The 16,815-nt window shown below is 53.6% G+C and carries 13 protein-coding genes; all 13 read left to right on the plus strand.

Annotated elements, in window-relative coordinates; genetic code table 11:
• Positions 1–37 precede the first annotated feature (37 nt).
• Positions 38–859, plus strand: coding sequence for a transketolase (locus tag CVU77_00795; GenBank protein ID PKN02373.1), 822 nt, complete (start codon positions 38–40; stop codon positions 857–859).
• The gene (locus CVU77_00800) at positions 856–1,824 is read left to right on the plus strand and encodes a transketolase (GenBank protein ID PKN02374.1); all 969 of its coding nucleotides are present in this window, start codon (positions 856–858) and stop codon (positions 1,822–1,824) included. The genes CVU77_00795 and CVU77_00800 overlap by 4 nt, the downstream gene beginning before the upstream one ends.
• Positions 1,821–3,038: a hypothetical protein gene (locus tag CVU77_00805; GenBank protein PKN02375.1), complete on the plus strand. Its 1,218-nt coding sequence runs from the start codon at positions 1,821–1,823 to the stop codon at positions 3,036–3,038. Before CVU77_00800 ends, CVU77_00805 begins: the two co-directional genes overlap by 4 nt.
• Positions 2,978–3,757, plus strand: coding sequence for a hypothetical protein (locus CVU77_00810; protein PKN02376.1), 780 nt, complete (start codon positions 2,978–2,980; stop codon positions 3,755–3,757). Before CVU77_00805 ends, CVU77_00810 begins: the two co-directional genes overlap by 61 nt.
• Positions 3,754–4,947: a DegT/DnrJ/EryC1/StrS family aminotransferase gene (locus CVU77_00815; GenBank protein PKN02377.1), complete on the plus strand. Its 1,194-nt coding sequence runs from the start codon at positions 3,754–3,756 to the stop codon at positions 4,945–4,947. Before CVU77_00810 ends, CVU77_00815 begins: the two co-directional genes overlap by 4 nt.
• Entirely contained in the window at positions 4,934–6,529 is a 1,596-nt protein-coding gene (locus tag CVU77_00820; GenBank protein PKN02378.1) for a hypothetical protein, read from the plus strand. Before CVU77_00815 ends, CVU77_00820 begins: the two co-directional genes overlap by 14 nt.
• 4 nt (positions 6,530–6,533) lie before the next feature.
• A complete protein-coding gene (gene asnB / locus CVU77_00825) occupies positions 6,534–8,453 on the plus strand; it encodes an asparagine synthase (glutamine-hydrolyzing) (GenBank protein PKN02379.1) in 1,920 nt (639 codons plus the stop codon).
• A gap of 38 nt (positions 8,454–8,491) precedes the next feature.
• Positions 8,492–9,214, plus strand: a complete 723-nt coding sequence (locus tag CVU77_00830; GenBank protein PKN02419.1) for a histidinol phosphate phosphatase — start codon at positions 8,492–8,494, stop codon at positions 9,212–9,214.
• A gap of 197 nt (positions 9,215–9,411) precedes the next feature.
• Positions 9,412–11,289: a hypothetical protein gene (locus CVU77_00835; GenBank protein PKN02380.1), complete on the plus strand. Its 1,878-nt coding sequence runs from the start codon at positions 9,412–9,414 to the stop codon at positions 11,287–11,289.
• Positions 11,259–12,497 carry a hypothetical protein gene (locus CVU77_00840; GenBank protein PKN02381.1) on the plus strand — a complete coding sequence of 413 codons (1,239 nt, stop codon included), beginning with the start codon at positions 11,259–11,261 and terminating at the stop codon, positions 12,495–12,497. The genes CVU77_00835 and CVU77_00840 overlap by 31 nt, the downstream gene beginning before the upstream one ends.
• Before the next feature lie 36 nt (positions 12,498–12,533).
• The gene (locus CVU77_00845) at positions 12,534–14,234 is read left to right on the plus strand and encodes a hypothetical protein (protein ID PKN02382.1); all 1,701 of its coding nucleotides are present in this window, start codon (positions 12,534–12,536) and stop codon (positions 14,232–14,234) included.
• A complete protein-coding gene (locus tag CVU77_00850; protein PKN02383.1) occupies positions 14,168–15,433 on the plus strand; it encodes a hypothetical protein in 1,266 nt (421 codons plus the stop codon). The genes CVU77_00845 and CVU77_00850 overlap by 67 nt, the downstream gene beginning before the upstream one ends.
• Positions 15,346–16,815, plus strand: a complete 1,470-nt coding sequence (locus CVU77_00855; GenBank protein PKN02384.1) for a hypothetical protein — start codon at positions 15,346–15,348, stop codon at positions 16,813–16,815. The genes CVU77_00850 and CVU77_00855 overlap by 88 nt, the downstream gene beginning before the upstream one ends.

Genomic DNA, 16,815 nt, shown 5'->3' on the forward strand with positions numbered 1-16,815 from the left:
CCGACGCCGGCAAGTTTCCAAAGGAGAAAATTAATTTATGAAATCCGGGCGCAAGTCGTTCTTAGAGAAAAAATCCGCGTGGGTCAGAAGAGAGGTTCTTTCGATTCACCGGACGGCCAAGGAGCCCCGCCTGTCATCGTCGCTTTCCTGCGTGGAGATATTCGTCGCGTTGTATTACGGCGGAGTCGTCAAGTATGACCCGTCGGATCTGAAGTGGGAAAAACGCGACAGAATGATAGTAAGCAAGGGCCACGGCGGCATACCTCTTTATCCCATATTCGCGGATCTGGGGTTTTTCCACAAGAAAGAGTTGAAGCAAGTATGCCGCAAGGATGCTCTGCTCGGTTCGATGCCCGATCCCAATATCCCGGGTTTTGAGACGATAAACGGTTCGTTGGGGCACGGTCTCGGCGTTGCCTGCGGAATGGCATTGGCGCTTAAAAGAACTAAAAACTCCGCGGAAATTTTTGTGCTGCTCGGCGACGGCGAACTCTACGAGGGTTCCGTATGGGAGGCAATAATGTTTGCGGCGCACCGCCGTCTCGATAATCTTACCGTCATAGTCGACAATAACAAGGTCTGTATGCTCGGCCGCTGCCGGAATATTTTGAATTTAGAGCCGCTTGAAAAGAAATTCGAGGTTTTCGGGTGGGATACCGTCTCGGCCGACGGTCACGACGCCTCGCGGCTTGCGGACATCCTGAAAAAGTTGAAAAAACAAAAAAGGGGCAAACCCAAAATCATCGTGGCCGATACGGTAAAGGGCAAGGGTGTGCCGGTTTTGGAAAGGGACGCGTTGAGCCACATAAAGACCCTGACGGACGAGCAAGTCGATGCGACCATCAGGGGGATGAAATGAAAATTCGGCACAAGTACATAAGAGACGCTTTCATAGAAACTATTTACCGCAGAATGAAAAAGGACGGTTCCATTTTTTTTCTGTGCGCCGATTTCGGCTCGCCTGTGCTCGATAAGGTCAGAGCCGAAATGTCCGGCAATTTCATCAATGTGGGCATAGCCGAGCAGAATTTAATAAACGTTTCCGTCGGTCTTGCCATGGAAGGGTTCAGCGTATATTCTTACGCCATAGCGCCCTTTCTTACGATGAGAGCGTATGAACAGATTAGAAACAATATGTCTCTTCTGGCGCAGACCGGTGTCGACGTAAACGTGAATCTTATGGGCGTCGGCGCGGGACTCAGTTACGACGTATCCGGCCCGACGCATCATTGCCTCGAAGATATCGCAATAATGCGCGCGCTTCCCAATATAATGGTTTTTTCTCCGTGCGATACGCTTACGGCCGAAAAGTTCGCGGATTATTCCGTAAGAATCAAAAAACCGAAATACATAAGGATAGACGGCAAGCCGCTTCCGGCGGTATATACCGGCTCTTCCGATATCAAATTTGAAGTGGGTTTCAGTGAAATAAAAAAAGGACGCGATATATGCGTGGTATCCACCGGATATATGACGCACAGAGCGCTTGAGGCCGCGGCCGCTCTTGAGTCCGACGGAATATCCGCCGGCGTGGTCGATGTGTTTATGCTGAAATCTCCCGACGAGGGTATGTTATGCCGCGCCCTGAGAAAATACAGGGCCGTAATCAGCGTCGAAGAGGGTTTCGCCGGCAAGGGCGGGCTCGACGGTCTGGTATCCGGTGTCATGCGCGCGCGCGGTTTCTGCGCGCCGTTCGACGGAATGGGTTTCGGCGATTCTTACGTTTTTACCGTCGGCAGCAGAGAATACCTGCACAGGATTTCCGGCCTTGATACGCGGAGCATCGTCCGACGGTCCAAGGCGCTGCTGAGGCGCAATAAATGAAGACCTCGTATTTTAAGGATCAAACCGCGCTTTTTCTTCATACCGACCCGCGAAGCGAATATACCGGGTTTCTTTGCGAGCGCCTCGGTCCGTTGTTCCGGTCGGCGAGGTCTTTTGATTACGCGGAACACGCCATGAAATCCGGCGTCCCTTCGACTGTCCGTCGCGTAAAGGAATTGTCCGCCGCCGCCGACGTCATATTTGTTTTTAAGTATCCGACGGATTTTTACCTGCCGCCGGAGTTTTTTGCGGACGTTGAGGCAAAGTCAAAAGTTATATTTTGGCACGGAGACGATGAAATATATTTTGAGAATTGCCACAGGTACTACGCGCAGACGGCGTCGGCCATGGTGACCAACGATTATTCCGCGGTGTTCGCTTATCGCAAGCTGGGAATACCGGCGGTTTTTTTTCACGAGGCGCGCGACGAGGCGACGTTCCGTCCGCCGGAAGGCGTTTGCCGGGACATCGACGTAAGTTTCGTGGGAAATTGTCTTAAGGGCGGCCGCCGCCGCTATTTGGATTTACTGGCCGCGCGCGGAGTGGCTGTGCAGGCCTTCGGCCGCGGCACGGCAAACGGCTATTTGGATCAGAAGCAAATGGCGAATATTTTTTCCAGAAGCAGGATTTCTCTGAACTTTACCCGCATCGACGAGCCCGACTGGATTTCCGCCGGCGATCCTCTTCATTCGAGAATCCGCCAAAGCAAAGGCCGCCCTGTCGAGATAGTCATGGGCGGCGCCCTCTGTCTGTCCGAGCGCGCGCCGTTCCTCGGCGAAATGTTCGACATCGGCGGCGAAATCGACATATTTGACGACGAGCGTGAACTTGCGGCAAAAGTCGACAAATATCTGGCCGACGAACGGCTGCGCGGCGAAATGGCTCTTGCGGCTCACCGTCGCGCGCTGAAACACTACACCGCTTCCGAAAGCATCCCCGACGTTTTATGCGAGCTTGAAAAAATATTTGCCGCCGCTCCGGCGCGCCTGCCCTCTCTCCCGCCCGTATTTTTAAGCGCGGGATTCAAATCCAGAGAAATTAACGGCCTGACGTTTACCGCGCTCGCCCTTCTTTCAAAAGGCAGATTCGCAGCCGCGCTCTCGACGGCGCCGTCGCTTTTCCGCCGAGGTCTTTGCGCGTTTGCGGCGGGCGTATGGGGCGGAGTTACACGTTCCCTAAAACTTGTCGCTTCACGGATCGGGAGCGCGAAATGACGGACATAAAGGATATGAGCGCTCTTGTCTTATGCGGCGGTTTGGGAACGCGCCTCAGAGAGGTCGTCAGCGATGTGCCCAAACCTATGGCTCCCGTCGGAGGAATGCCGTTTTTGGATTTTGTTCTGGACTATCTGGGCGGCTACGGCGTAAAAAAAATAGCGCTGGCCAGCGGATATAAATCGGAAGTGGTAAGAGATTACTACCGGAAAAATCCGCGGGGTTTCAAAATAGAGTTTTCGGAAGAAATCGAACCGCTCGGCACGGCGGGGGCCGTCGCGGCCGCCAAAGACAAGATAAAGAGCGACCCGTTTTTCGTCTTAAACGGCGATTCGCTCTGCCGCGCGGATCTTGCCGCGATGCTGGATTTTCATAACGGCAAACGCGCCGCGGCGACAATAGCGGTGGCTCCGCCGCCCGACGGCGCGGCCGATTACGGCGCCGTGACTCTCGACGCAGACGACCGGGTAATCTCTTTTAATGAAAAATCCGCCGCAGGGCTTTCCCCCGGAGTAAACGCGGGCATCTATATTTTCGGCGGAGAAATATTCGGGCTGATTCCGTCCGGGCGCTCGTCGTCGCTTGAAAAAGAGATTTTTCCCGCGATGAAAAATATTTACGGATTCCGCACGGATGCCGTTCTTGCGGATATAGGGACCAAAGAAAGATTTCTGGCGGCGCGGAAGAATCTGGCGCCGCGCTATAAACAGGAGAAATGATGCGTTATCCATTCGGCACCATCAGTATCACGGAAAAATCCAAAAAACTTATAGCGGAAGCGCTCGACGCCGCCCGTCTTTCCGGCGGGCGTTATGTCAGAGAGTTTGAAAAGAAATTCGCCGCTCTCGTAGGAACCAAGGAAGCGGTGGCTATGTCGTCGGGCACCGACGCGGACGCTCTGGCGCTTGCCGTGCTTTATGATTTCGGCGCCAAAAGAGGCGATGAAATAATAATTCCGTCCCTGTCTTTTGCGGCATCAGGTAACGCTGTTCTTCAGGCGGGCTTCATTCCTAAGTTTGTGGACGTGGAAAGAACTACGCTGAATATCGACCCGTCTAAAATCGAAGCCGCAATCACGCCGAAAACACGGGCGGTAATGCCGGTTCACCTTATGGGCAAACCCGCCGAAATGGACACGATCACGGCGATAGCCCGCAAGCATAAACTTTACGTCATAGAAGACGCCGCGGAAGCGCAGAGCGCCAGGTATAAAGGAAAGGAAGTCGGCACGCTGGGAGATATGGCGGCGTTTAGTTTGTACATCGCGCATATAATTTCTACCGTCGAGGGCGGTGCCGTTACGACGAACAATCCCGAGTTCGCCGAGATACTCAGATCTCTGCGCGCTCACGGCCGCGCCTGCAAATGCGAAACCTGCGTTACCTCGTCGGCGCTCAAGCACTGCGAAAAGCGGTTCAAGTACGACACCGACGTAAGATTCGTTTTCGAGCGCATCGGATTTTCCGCCAAAATGAACGAACTGGAAGCCGCCGTCGGGCTGGGATATCTGGACATTTATCCCGATATTTACAAAAAACGCGCCGGGAATTACAAGTATCTTAAAGAACGTTTCAAACGTTTCGCGCCGCGGCTTGTAACAATAGAGCCGGGGCCTCACGATGTCCCCGCTCCCTATTGCTTTCCCATAATACTCTCGGAAGAAGCCGGTTTTTCAAGAGACGAATTTTCGGCGTATCTGGAAAGAAACGGCATCGACACGCGCTCGCTTTTTCTGTCTATGCCCACTCAGTGCGCGGGATTCGCTTTCCTCGGGCATAAACTCGGAGAATTTCCGGAGGCCGAGTTCATCGGAAAATCCGGGCTTCACGTGGGAGTTCATCAGGATATAACCGCCGCGCATATGGATTATCTTATAGAGATAACGGAGAAATTCCTTGGAACAAAATGACTCATCGGCCACAAACCGTAAAATAGCCAAGGCATCGGCCATTCTTATGGCCGCGAGCATCGCGGGACACGCCCTAAGCTTGGGCAAAGAAATGCTTGTCGCCAATTACTTCGGCATAACGCGCGCAATGGACGCCTATTACGCCGCGATGTCGGTGGTCAACTGGATAACTCCGATATTTGCGTCGCCCTTCGTTCTGATATTCACTCCGATATTCGCCAAATATAAAACTCTCGACAAAAAAGAGGCCGACATGCTGGCGGCCACGCTTATAAACGGCGTGCTTGCGGCGCTTGCCGTCGCGCTGATAGCGGTTTTTATTTTTTCCGATCATATAATGCGCTACGCTTTCAGCGGTTTCGATCCGTCGGCGCGTGTTCTTGCCTCAGGCCTGCTCAGGATACTCTGCGTTTCCACGCTATTCGGAGTTCTTGCCACCATCTGCACGGCCATACTCAACGTCAACGAACATTTTTTCTGGCCGTCGGTTTCCACGATGTTCGTGTCGCTCTCGACTATGGCTATGTTGTTTCTGTTTGCCAATACCAAAGGCGCTTACGTTTTTGCCTGGGGCATGCTCCTCGGACTTGTTCTGCAGTTTTTGTTTTTGGCGCCGCTGCTGCATCGTTACGGATACAGGCACAGTTTTGTGGCGGTCGTGGACCACGTTGAGATACGCAATGCCCTGAAAAGTTACGCCACGCTCAGCGCCATGGCCGTAATCGCCGGCGCCGGCGGGGTCGTCAACAGGGTTATGGCGGCCTGGCTTCCCACGGGGAGCATTTCCGCGCTCGGTTACGCCGACAAATTGGTTCAAGTTCCTCTGGTTATTTTTTCGGGCTCCGTAGTGACGGCGATATATCCGTATTTTTCGGGACAGATTGCCGGCAATAAAATGGAGGATATGAAACACACTCTTGCCATAAGTATAAGGATGGGGGGATTCATCTTCGCGCCCATAACGGCGCTTATGATGACGCTTTCGGCGCCGGTGGTGGCTCTGCTTTTTCAGCGCGGGGCATTCGACGCTTCGGCTACGGCGCTCACTTCGACCGTGCTGATTTTCTGCGCGTTTCAACTTTTTCCTGTTTACTCTCTGGCGGTCATGCAGCGGTTGGTTTTCGCGTTTCAGGACGTGGCCAGTGTGGCAAGAATTACGGCGGTCTCAATAGCGCTTACCATTGCGCTGAATTACATATTTATGAAGACGATAAATCCGCCGGCCGCGGGCATAGCGTTGTCCGGCGCGGTCGTCTGCGTGATTTCGGCGTTTCTTTATTCCGTCGTGCTGAAGAAGAGAATGAAAAATCTGCACGGTATTCTGATATTAAAATCGCTGGCCGCAATATCTCTGGCCGCCGCGGTTGCAGGCGCGGCCACGCGTTTGGCTTTCGGGTATCTTTCGACGATACAATATCAGGCCGTCGCCCCCGTCTTTGCCAAATCTTTTGTTATAGCGGCGTCCGCGTCCGTTGGCGTCGCGGTTTACGCGGTCGCTGCGGTAATCTTTAAATTTGAAGAGGCGCAAAAGGTCATAGCGGCCGTAAAATCCAAAATGTCGCGGCGAAAAGCGGGAATATAAAACTATGTGCGGGATAGCAGGTATACTCGATTATACGTCGGCCGGACGAGTGTCCGGTGCTGACGTAAAAAAAATCTGCGATGCGATGATCCATCGCGGCCCCGACGACGAAGGTTATCATCTGGGGCTTAGGGCCGCCGACGGCGGATACAAGGCCGGCATCGGGATGCGGCGGCTTGCCATCATAGATCTTGAAGGCGGCCGTCAGCCCATCTATAACGAGGATAAAAGCGTCGCGGTCGTCTTAAACGGCGAGATTTATAATTTTCACGAGTTAAGAAGCGAACTTGAAACCCGTCATCGTTTTTCCACAAAGACCGACACCGAAACTATAGCCCATCTCTATGAGGAAATGGGCGAAAAATGCGTCGAGCGGCTGCGCGGCATGTTCGCTTTCGCCGTATGGGACGAAAAAAGAAAAAAACTTTTTATCGCCCGCGACAGAATAGGAAAAAAACCGCTTTACTATATGTCGGGCGGAGGGCGTTTCGTCTTCGCCTCGGAGATTAGCGCCTGCCTCAAAGCGGCCTCCGCCGCGCCGACTGTCGACGCCGAGGCGCTGGATTCATATCTTACTTATCAATACGTGCCGCCGCCTCTTACGATTTACAAACAGATAAGAGCGCTGCTTCCGGCCACCACGCTTTCCGTAGAGGCCGACGGCAGGATGTCCTTCCGCGAATACTGGTTTCTCGATTTCCGGCCCAAGGTCAGCATTGACTTTCGCGAGGCATGCGCCGAAACCAGACGGCTGCTTGCCGAGGCCGTCCGCCTGCGTATGGTGTCCGATGTTCCTCTGGGCGCTTTCCTTTCCGGCGGCCAAGATTCAAGCATAGTCACGGGACTGATGAGCGAAGTTTCGGGCGCTCCCGTAAAAACATTTTCCATAGGTTTCGAGGACGAAGAGTATTCCGAGCTCGGTTACGCGCGCCTTGTCGCCGGACATTTCGGCACAGAGCATCACGAATATATACTCAAACCCGACTACTCCGCTCTTTTGCCGTCGATAGTAAAACATTACGGTCAGCCCTTCGCGGATTCTTCCGCCCTGCCGACATTTCTTGTCTCGCGCGAAACCAGAAAACACGTGACGGTGGCCTTAAACGGCGACGGCGGCGACGAGTTCTTCGGCGGGTATCTTCGTTATAAAGCCATGAAGTACGCCGGTCTTCTGGCCGGACCCGCGCGACTGTTCGGCGCCGGAAATTTTCGGCGACTTGCGTCCGTTTTACCGTCGATGAGCGGGACTCCGTTTGCGAAAACCGCCCGCTACGCCCGACGGCTCGCCGAATCGTTTGCCGAGCCCGCCGCCGTAAGAAACATCAACTGGCACTGCATATTTTCCGACGACGCCAAAAGCCGCATGTACACGGAAGATTTCGCGCGCGATCGCGCGGCCGGCGCGTTCGGCTATATGCGCGAAATATTCGACAGCGCACCCGCCGGAAACGACCTCGACAGGACTTTTTATACCGACGCTGTTTCCTATCTTCCCGGTTGTCTGCTTGTGAAAGTCGACATAGCTTCCATGGCCAACTCGCTCGAAGCCCGCAGTCCGTTTCTCGACCATAAAGTCATGGAGTTCGCGGCTTCTTTGCCGCCGTCGTGGAAACTCCGGGGGACGCAAACAAAATACATATTGAAAAAAACTTTCGGAGATTTCTTGCCGCCGGTCATAACTAACAGAGGCAAAATGGGTTTCGGCATACCCGTGCACAGGTGGTTTCGCGGCGAGTGGAAGGATTTATTCAGAGATACGGCGCTTTCCGTCCGCGCGCTGAAACGCGGATATTTCAGGGAAGCCGCCGTTAAAAATCTTTTCGACGAACATCTCTCCGGCCGGCGGGACCACGGCTACCGCCTTTGGTCTTTGTTGATGCTGGAAATGTGGCACAGAACTTATGTCGACGGCGAACGGCTTTGAGCGACTTTGAACCATCGGCGCGAAACGTTGCGCGCATAATGAAGGAGTGCAAATTGAAATTTACGCTGCTTGTCCCCACATTGAATGAAATCTACGGAATGAAAAACATAATGCCGTCGATAAAGAAAGAATGGTTTGAACAGATACTTGTAGTCGACGGCGGATCGACGGACGGCACTCCCGAGTGGGCGTTGAAGGAGGGTTATGAAGTCGTTGCGCAGAAGCGCGGCGGTCTGCGCCACGCCTATACCGAGGCGCTTGATTCCGTTCGCGGCGACGCCGTAATAACATTCAGTCCCGACGGCAATTCCATAGCGGAACTTCTGCCGGAACTTATGGCCAAAATGAGCGAAGGCGATTACGATATGGTGATAGTATCCAGATACGCCCCCGGCGCCAAAAGCGAAGACGATGATTTTCTGACGGGTTTCGGCAACTGGTTTTTTACCAAGTTGATAAATATAGTTCACGGCGGCAAATATACCGACATATTCGTTATGTACCGCGCATGGAAAAAAGAAATATTTTACTCCTTGAAACTGCACGAAGATTCATCCTACGCTTTTGAAGAGTCGCTGTTTTTTACCACGCTCGGGATAGAGCCGCTTTTGTGCATAAGGGCGTTGAAAAACAAACTTAAAATAGCCGAGATTCCGGGCAATGAGCCAAAAAGAATAGGCGGTACCAGAAAACTTCAGATATTCCAATGGGGCGCTTCTTACATTTGGCAGATATTCAGAGAACTTTTTATAAAGATATGACATTAGTGTGCCCCGCGCTCAAGTATTTTCAATATGATACCGTTCGTGAGGATTTCCGTGAAAGACGTTAAAAAAATACTTGCCGCTTCGATATTCTGCCTGTGGTGCGCGGCAGTTTACGCGTCCTATATTTCGACGGCGCTGAGATATTACGATGTCCGCGTCGCCGTGAATTCATTAAAGGAACGTCTGAAAATATGCCGCTGATACACATAGCCGTCGTTTCGTTTATATTCCTTGTCGCCGCCGCCGTCGGCGCGAAAATCTTCGACGCCGTTAAAATCTCTTTCGACGGCGAAGCCGAAAAATGGCTTTTTTCCGTTGCGGCGGGTCTTTTTGTCTTCGTCCATTTTACGGCGCTGACCGCCGCGGCGGGTTTGATAAATCGCGCGGTCATCGCGGCGTTTCTGGCCGCCTCGGCAATCGCGGCGCGGCGGGAACTTTCGGGACTTTTGCGCAAACTTTCGGATTTTGCTATGCGCGCCGCAGCCGGATGGCGGGCCGACGCCGCGCTCAAAGCGGTACTTCTTACCGCGGTTGTATTCAATTTTTTCTTCGCGTGCGCCCCCGTGACGGATTCCGACGCGCTGACGTATCACTTCAGTTTTCCCAAGATATTCCTTGCCGCCGGGCGTTTGACGGATATCCCCGATAATTTATTGTCGTATTTTCCGCTCAACGGACAGATGATGTATACGTTGTTTTTGTCGATGGGAAACGACATAACGGCCAAACTCGCCGGATATTCCTTCGGACTGCTGGCGGCGGTTATGGTGTATTTTTTTACCGCCCGTCGGGTAAATGCCGAAATGGCGCTTCCGGCCGCGGCGATATTCTACACAATGCCCGTAATGGTCAACGCCGCCGGAGTGGGGCAGATAGACACGATGTATCTTTGTTTTTCCTTTATGGGACTGTGGGCGCTTGTCAAATCCATAGACACCGGCGAGAGAAAATGGTTCTGGCTCTGCGCCGTCCTGACGGCCACGAGCGTTACGATAAAGATAAACAACGTGATGGCCGTCCCGCCGATAGCGGCCGCTTACATATTTTACGGATTGGTCGAAAGAAAGAAAAAAAACTTCGCGCCGGCGGTTGATTTGGGTGTCTTTGTCCTTATTTTCGCGGGGCTGATATGTCCGTGGCTTATAAGAAATATACGGCTGACGGGCCACCCGTTTCCGTTCATGAATTTACCTTTTATAAAGGCCCCGCCTCACGAAATGTATCTTGCCCACATGGTCTCGCATACCGACGGAATGACTCTTGCGCGTTTTGCGCGGGATATATGGTATTTTTTCCTCGGCTCTCCTGTGATACACCCGGGGCCCGTTCTGCTTATTTTCGCGGTTCCGGGATTTTTTATGCGCGGCAAGGGACGCGCGATGAATGTGATGAATTTTGCGGCCGTCTCGACCTTTCTTCTTCTCTATGCGGCCCTTCCGATGCTTAAAGTCGAAAGCAGATACCATCTGGTTACCCTGGCCGCGTTGTCGATATCGGCGGCTTACGGATTTTGCGCTTTTGAAAAATATTTCTCCGCGGTCAAACTTTCCCGAACGATTCTGGCCGCTATGCTCGCGTTATCATCGGTTTCTTTAAGCGTGTATTTCGGCGGCAAGCGTTTGCCTTTTGTGACGGGATTCCAGAGTCGCGAGAAATATCTCGACGGAAATTACGGCTACCACGGCGTTGTGCGCCCGGAATACAGGAGCGCGATGAAGTTCATAAATGAAAACGTCGGGCGGAACGGCAAGGCGGTTTTTCTGGGATATTATTTTGTCGATGCTTATTATTACAAGCCGCGCGTGGAAGCGGCGATGCCGTCTTTTCTGGGATTGACCTCGATGGCGGATGCGATGCGGATGCTCGACAAAAAAGGCGCCACACACATTGTTTTGATAAAATACTTCTATCGGGAAAATCCCGACGGAGCCGGATATCTCAATAGTTGGTCGGGCGCGCTTGATATTAAATGGGATATCGACAAGGCCCGCGCCGCCGGCTTCCTGCGGACGGTTTATTCGACGAAATCTTTTGAAGTATTACAAATCGCTTACGGAAAGGAAGGATAAAGTTGGCGTCATCTTTTATATTAACCGTTCGCCTCAGAAGAATTATCCTTGCGCTTATTGTGGCCGCAGGCCTGATTCTGCGTCTGGCGGGCGGCCTGCTTGTGCGGGAAAAAATAGTCCAAGGCGATTCGGCGCTGTATCAAAATTATGCCGAACTTATAACGGAGCGCCGCGCTCTTCCGTCGGAGTTCGCGCATCCGCCCGGATATCCTCTGTTTTTGTCCGCCGTAAAGAAACTTGCCGGCGGCGCCGCCCCGGTTGTGCCGACGGCGCAGGCGTTTATCTCGGCGGCGGCGATACTGCTTGTTTACCTGCTGGCTAAAAAGATTTTTCGCGTCGAATCCGCGGCGTTGTTTGCGGCGGCCATTGTCGCTGTCGATCCGTTTTTGGTGTACTTTTCGGCGCAGGTCGCCTCGGAGACATTGTTTTGCGCCTTTCTTTACGGGTCGATATATTTGTTGCACGAAAAGCTCTCTTCCGACGATAAACCGGTTTCGTTGGCTCTTGCCGCCGGAGTTCTTGCGGGCGCCGCGCTGTTGACGCGCGCGGCCGTATCGGGTTTTGTCGCGTTGATACCCGTGTCTTTATTCTTTTACGGGTTCAGCCGCAAAAAAGCCGTTGCGCTGGCCGTGTTCTTTGCGATTGTTGCCGTTATGATGTATCCGTGGATTCTCAGAAATCAAAAGGTCTACGGGCGCTTCGTGCCTCTTACGGTTCAAGCCGGATGGAATATGTGGGAGGCCTCGTGTCCGGCTCCGTACGACGCCGCGGCGATGGCGGACTGGATACAGGAAATGAAAACTGAGTCGGAGGGAATGAGTCCGACCGAAACAGACGACTACTTCAAACGGAAATTTTGGAGCGCCGCGACGGCGTCTCCGTCGGGATTCCTGAAAGCGGGCTTGATGCGATTCGCAAGATTCTGGCGGCTTTATCCGTATGACCCTTATCCGGCCGGCCACAAAATAATAAGCGTCTTATTTTTCGGCCCGCTTTTGATTTTGGCCGCCGCGGGAATTGTTCTGGCCGCCCTTGCCGGCAACAGACAGGCCGCCCTGCTTTATATTCTCGCCGCGTCTTCCGCCGTCGGAGCGTTTCTGTTTTGTCCGGCGGTGCGGTACCGGCTGTATCTTCATCCGGCTATGGCGATTTTCGCCGCTTACGCCGTTACGGTTTTTCTGAATAAAAATAAAAACGCCGGTGCGTAATTCTTTCGCGCGGCGCGATGCTTAAAGGCAATAATAATGTACATACTCGGTTTTAACTGCAATATCCACATGTCGGCCGCCGCCCTCATAAAGGACGGAAAACTCATAGCCGCCTGCGAAGAGGAAAGATTCGACCGAAAGAAATATTCGGGCGACTTTCCGCGCAACGCGATACTTTTTTGCTGCCGTCAGGCCGGGATAACTCCCGCCGAAATAGACGAGGCGGTTTTTTACATGAAACCGTGGCTGGGCATCGTCGAGCGCGCGGCCATTTTCGCAAAAAATTTTCCCGGGTCGCTTGCGACGTTCGGAAAACATAAGCACGAACGGGGAACTGTCGAAGTCGTTGCGGCAAATTTTCTTGTGCGCCGTCGTTTGAAAGAATTGGGTTTTCGCGGACGGTTTCGTTTTCTCGAACATCATCTCGCGCACGCCGCCTCGGCGTTTTTTGTCTCGCCTTTCGACGAGGCCGCCATATTGTCCGTTGATTTCGCCGGCGAGATCGTCGCCACGTACCTGGGCCGCGGCAGCCAAAATTCAATCCGCGGTTTGCGCCGCATAAATTATCCGGATTCGCTTGGGCTTTTCTACGGAGTGCTGACGGAATATCTGGGCTACCATATAAACGGCGATGAATACAAGGTGATGGGCCTGGCATCCTACGGCAAACCCGTTTTTGCTGACGTTTTCAGAAAAATGATGACTCTTTCGCCCGACGGCGGGATTAAAATGGATTTGTCGTATTTTCAGCATCACACCGGCAGCGATATTTTTTTCACGCAAAAATATGTCGACGCTCTGGGCGCGCCTCCCTGCCGCTCGGAGGACGACCTGGAAAATCAGGTGTATCGAGACATAGCCGCTTCGGGTCAGCTGGTTTTCCAGGAGGCGATGGATCATATCGTCGACCGTCTTAAAGAGGAAACCGGCTCCGACAATCTTTGTCTCGTCGGCGGCTGCGCGTTGAACAGCCGCTATAACGGCAAACTCGCCGCCCGTCGGATTTTTAAGAATATTTTTATACAGCCCGCAGCTTACGACGCCGGATGCGCCGTCGGCGCGGCTTTCTATCTGTGGAACGCGATTATGGGCAATCCCCGCGGATTCGTTATGGAACACGCCTACTGGGGACCCGAGTATTCCGCCGGCGACCTCCTGTCGGCTCTGGCCAAATACGATTTGCGATACGAAAAAAGCTCCGACGCTCCCGCCGCCGCCGCGCGGCTCCTTGCCGACGGAAAAATAATCGGATGGTTTCAGGGAAGGTGCGAGTGGGGCCCTCGCGCGCTTGGCGCAAGGAGCATTCTTGCCGACCCGCGCGCCGCCCGCATGAAAGACGTGATAAATGCCAAGGTAAAATTCCGCGAGCCGTACAGACCGTTCGCTCCTGCCGTGCTTGAAGAAAGAACAGGCGAATATTTTGACTGGAAAGGTTCGTCGCCATATATGCTTTTTGTCTGCGACGTCCTTCCCGAAAAAAGAAGCGTCATACCCGCAGTGACTCACGTTGACGGCACCGGGCGCATACAGACCGTGAGTCGCGGACACAATCCGCCGTACCGGCGCCTTATCGAGGAGTTCGACAAAATCACCGGCGTTCCGGTGATACTCAATACTTCTTTTAACAGGCGTGGCGAACCCATAGTGACAAGTCCGACGGACGCCATAGAATGTTTTATGGCCACCGACATAGATTGCCTGATTATGGGCGATTACATTTGCGGAAAAAAAATATGAAAGCATCCAGAATGAAGTTTATCGACATATACGCCGGTCTTCCGCTGTGCGCTATTCTTTTCGCGCTGCACAAGACGGTATCCGTTTTCCGTCGGAAACCCTCCTCCCGCGAAATAAAAAATATGCTTTTTATAAAGTTTTGGGGAATGGGCACTATCATTCTGGCCTCGCCGTCCGTAAAGGCCATCCGCGCGAAGTATCCGGACGCCCGCGCGACTTTTATGACGTTCACCCGCAATGAGGCCGTCTGCCGGCTTCTGGGTCTTGCCGACGACTACGTTACCGTCGACGTCAAACGCGGTTTCGTCCGATTCATCGTAGATACGGCGGCAGCCATTGTCCGCCTTCGCGCGAAGGGAATAGATATGGCCGTCGACCTGGAATTTTTTACCAGATTCTCGGCGATAGTCGGTTATCTGAGCGGCGCGCGGAGCCGCGTCGGCTTTAAGTCGTGGGAGGCGTGGCGCGGGGATCTTCTTACGGCCTCCGCCCCCTTTAACCGCTACTGGCACGTCTGGAAAAATTTCGGTTCGCTGGCCGTCGCCGCCGGCGCGGATTTCGACCCGTCCGCCCTGCCGCGCATCGCCGACGGCGAACTCGCCCCGTCCGTCAAATCCTTCGACGTGAAATTTAACCGCCTTGCGGCCGGCGGCGAAGACATCGTTTGCGTCAATCCAAACTCCGCCGTGGAGTTCGACTGGCCCCGCCGATGGCCCGACGCCAATTACGCGGAGCTTGCCGTCGCTCTGGCAGACAAATACCGCTGTCGCGTCGTAATAATCGGCGGCGCCGACGACGTTGCCTGCGCCGAAGCCATAGAACGAGCCGCCGCGCGCGGCGACCGTGTTGTCAATCTCGCGGGAAAAACGTCGGTCGGGGATTTGGCCGCCCTGCTTAAAAAAAGCCGGTTGCTCGTCACAAACGATTCCGGACCCATGCATCTTGCAGCCGCTCTCGGAACTACCGTAGCCGCATTTTTCGGCGCCAGCACTCCCGCGCTTACGCGGCCCCTCGGTGAAGGCCATCTCGTATTTTTCAAGAATCTTGAATGCAGCCCCTGTATAAATCTGGTGACTAACGATAAAATAAGGTGCTATCACCGCGCTCCCAAATGTCTCGACGGCATTACCGTCGGGGAAGTTTTGGGAGCCATCGAGGCAAGCGGTGTATTGCGCAGGCGCAGCGCGGTCGTTTTATGAGAAAAAAAGTACTTCTGCTGAACCCTCCCGGAAAAAAAATTTATATAAGGGACTACTACTGCTCCAAAACGTCCCAGGCCGACTACATTAATCATCCCGTGGATTTCGTAGTTTTAAGCGGCATACTTTCGCGGGACAACGACGTGTCGCTCATAGACGCCATTGTCGACCGCCTGTCGCCGGAAGAATGTCTCCGTCGCATTGTCGGGCTGTCTCCCGACGCCGTGATATTTTTGACGGGCGGAGTTTCGTGGCCCGAAGACAGAGAATTTCTGGCGTCCGCGCGGCGCGCCGTCCCGTCGGCGGAGTTTATAGGCCTGGGCGATATTTTCCGCGAGGATGCCGCGAAATATCTCGCGGAAGCGCCGTTTCTTTCGGCGGTAATTCTTGATTTCACGTCGGACGACGCGGCGCGCTATCTGGCGGGCGAGCGCTCGGGCCCGGCGAATATGGTTTTGGCCGGCGCCCCGCCGACCGTCGCGCCGATGCGGCGGGGGACATCGGAGTTTGAAATACCCGTTCCGAGGCACGAACTCTTCATCTTCAAAAAATACCGCTATCCGTTTGTCCGCGCGTCCCGCTTCGCCACGGTTTTAAGCGAGTACGGCTGTCCCTTCGACTGCAGTTTCTGCGTTATGGGGACGTTGGGACACAAAATCAGAAAAGTATCGAACGTCGTCGAAGAACTCGAATATATTCTGCGTCTCGGCGTCAGAGAAATATTTTTCGCCACTCAGACCTTCGGCGCGCGACGTTCTTACGCCGTAGATTTGTGCCGCGCGATTAAGCCGCTTAACATCGGCTGGACCACGTTTTCCCGCGTGGACACCGTCGACGAAGAAGTGCTGTCCCTTATGAAAGAGGCGGGCTGTCATACCATAATATTCGGCATAGAATCCGGAAGCGGGGAACTGCTTAAACGCTACCGCAAGGGTTATGACAAGGAACGCATAAGAAAAATCATAAACCTGTGCGCCGACAAGGGAATCGAAACGGTGGGCACCTTCATACTCGGTCTTCCGGAGGAAACGCGCGATACGATGAGGGAAACGCTGGATTTTATCGCGGAACTTCCGCTGGATTACGCGTCTTTCAATGTGGCGGTGCCGCGCGCCGGCACGGATTTAAGAAAAGAGGCGCGCGCCGCGGGACTTGCTGTTGCCGATTTATCGTCGACAATGGATCAGTCCGGCTCCGAAATAGCCATGAACACGAAACATCTTTCGCGCGAAGAAATACAGGATTTCAGACGAAAGGCGGTCAGGACTTTTTATCTGAGGCCGTCTTATCTTTTGAGACGTCTGGCCTCTATCCGCTCTCAGGGGCATTTTTTAGGCCAGCTCAGGCAGTTCGCCGCCATGCTCGGAAAAACATGGGGATGA

This window comes from Elusimicrobia bacterium HGW-Elusimicrobia-1 (assembly GCA_002841695.1).
GTDB lineage: Bacteria > Elusimicrobiota > Endomicrobiia > PHAN01 > PHAN01 > PHAN01.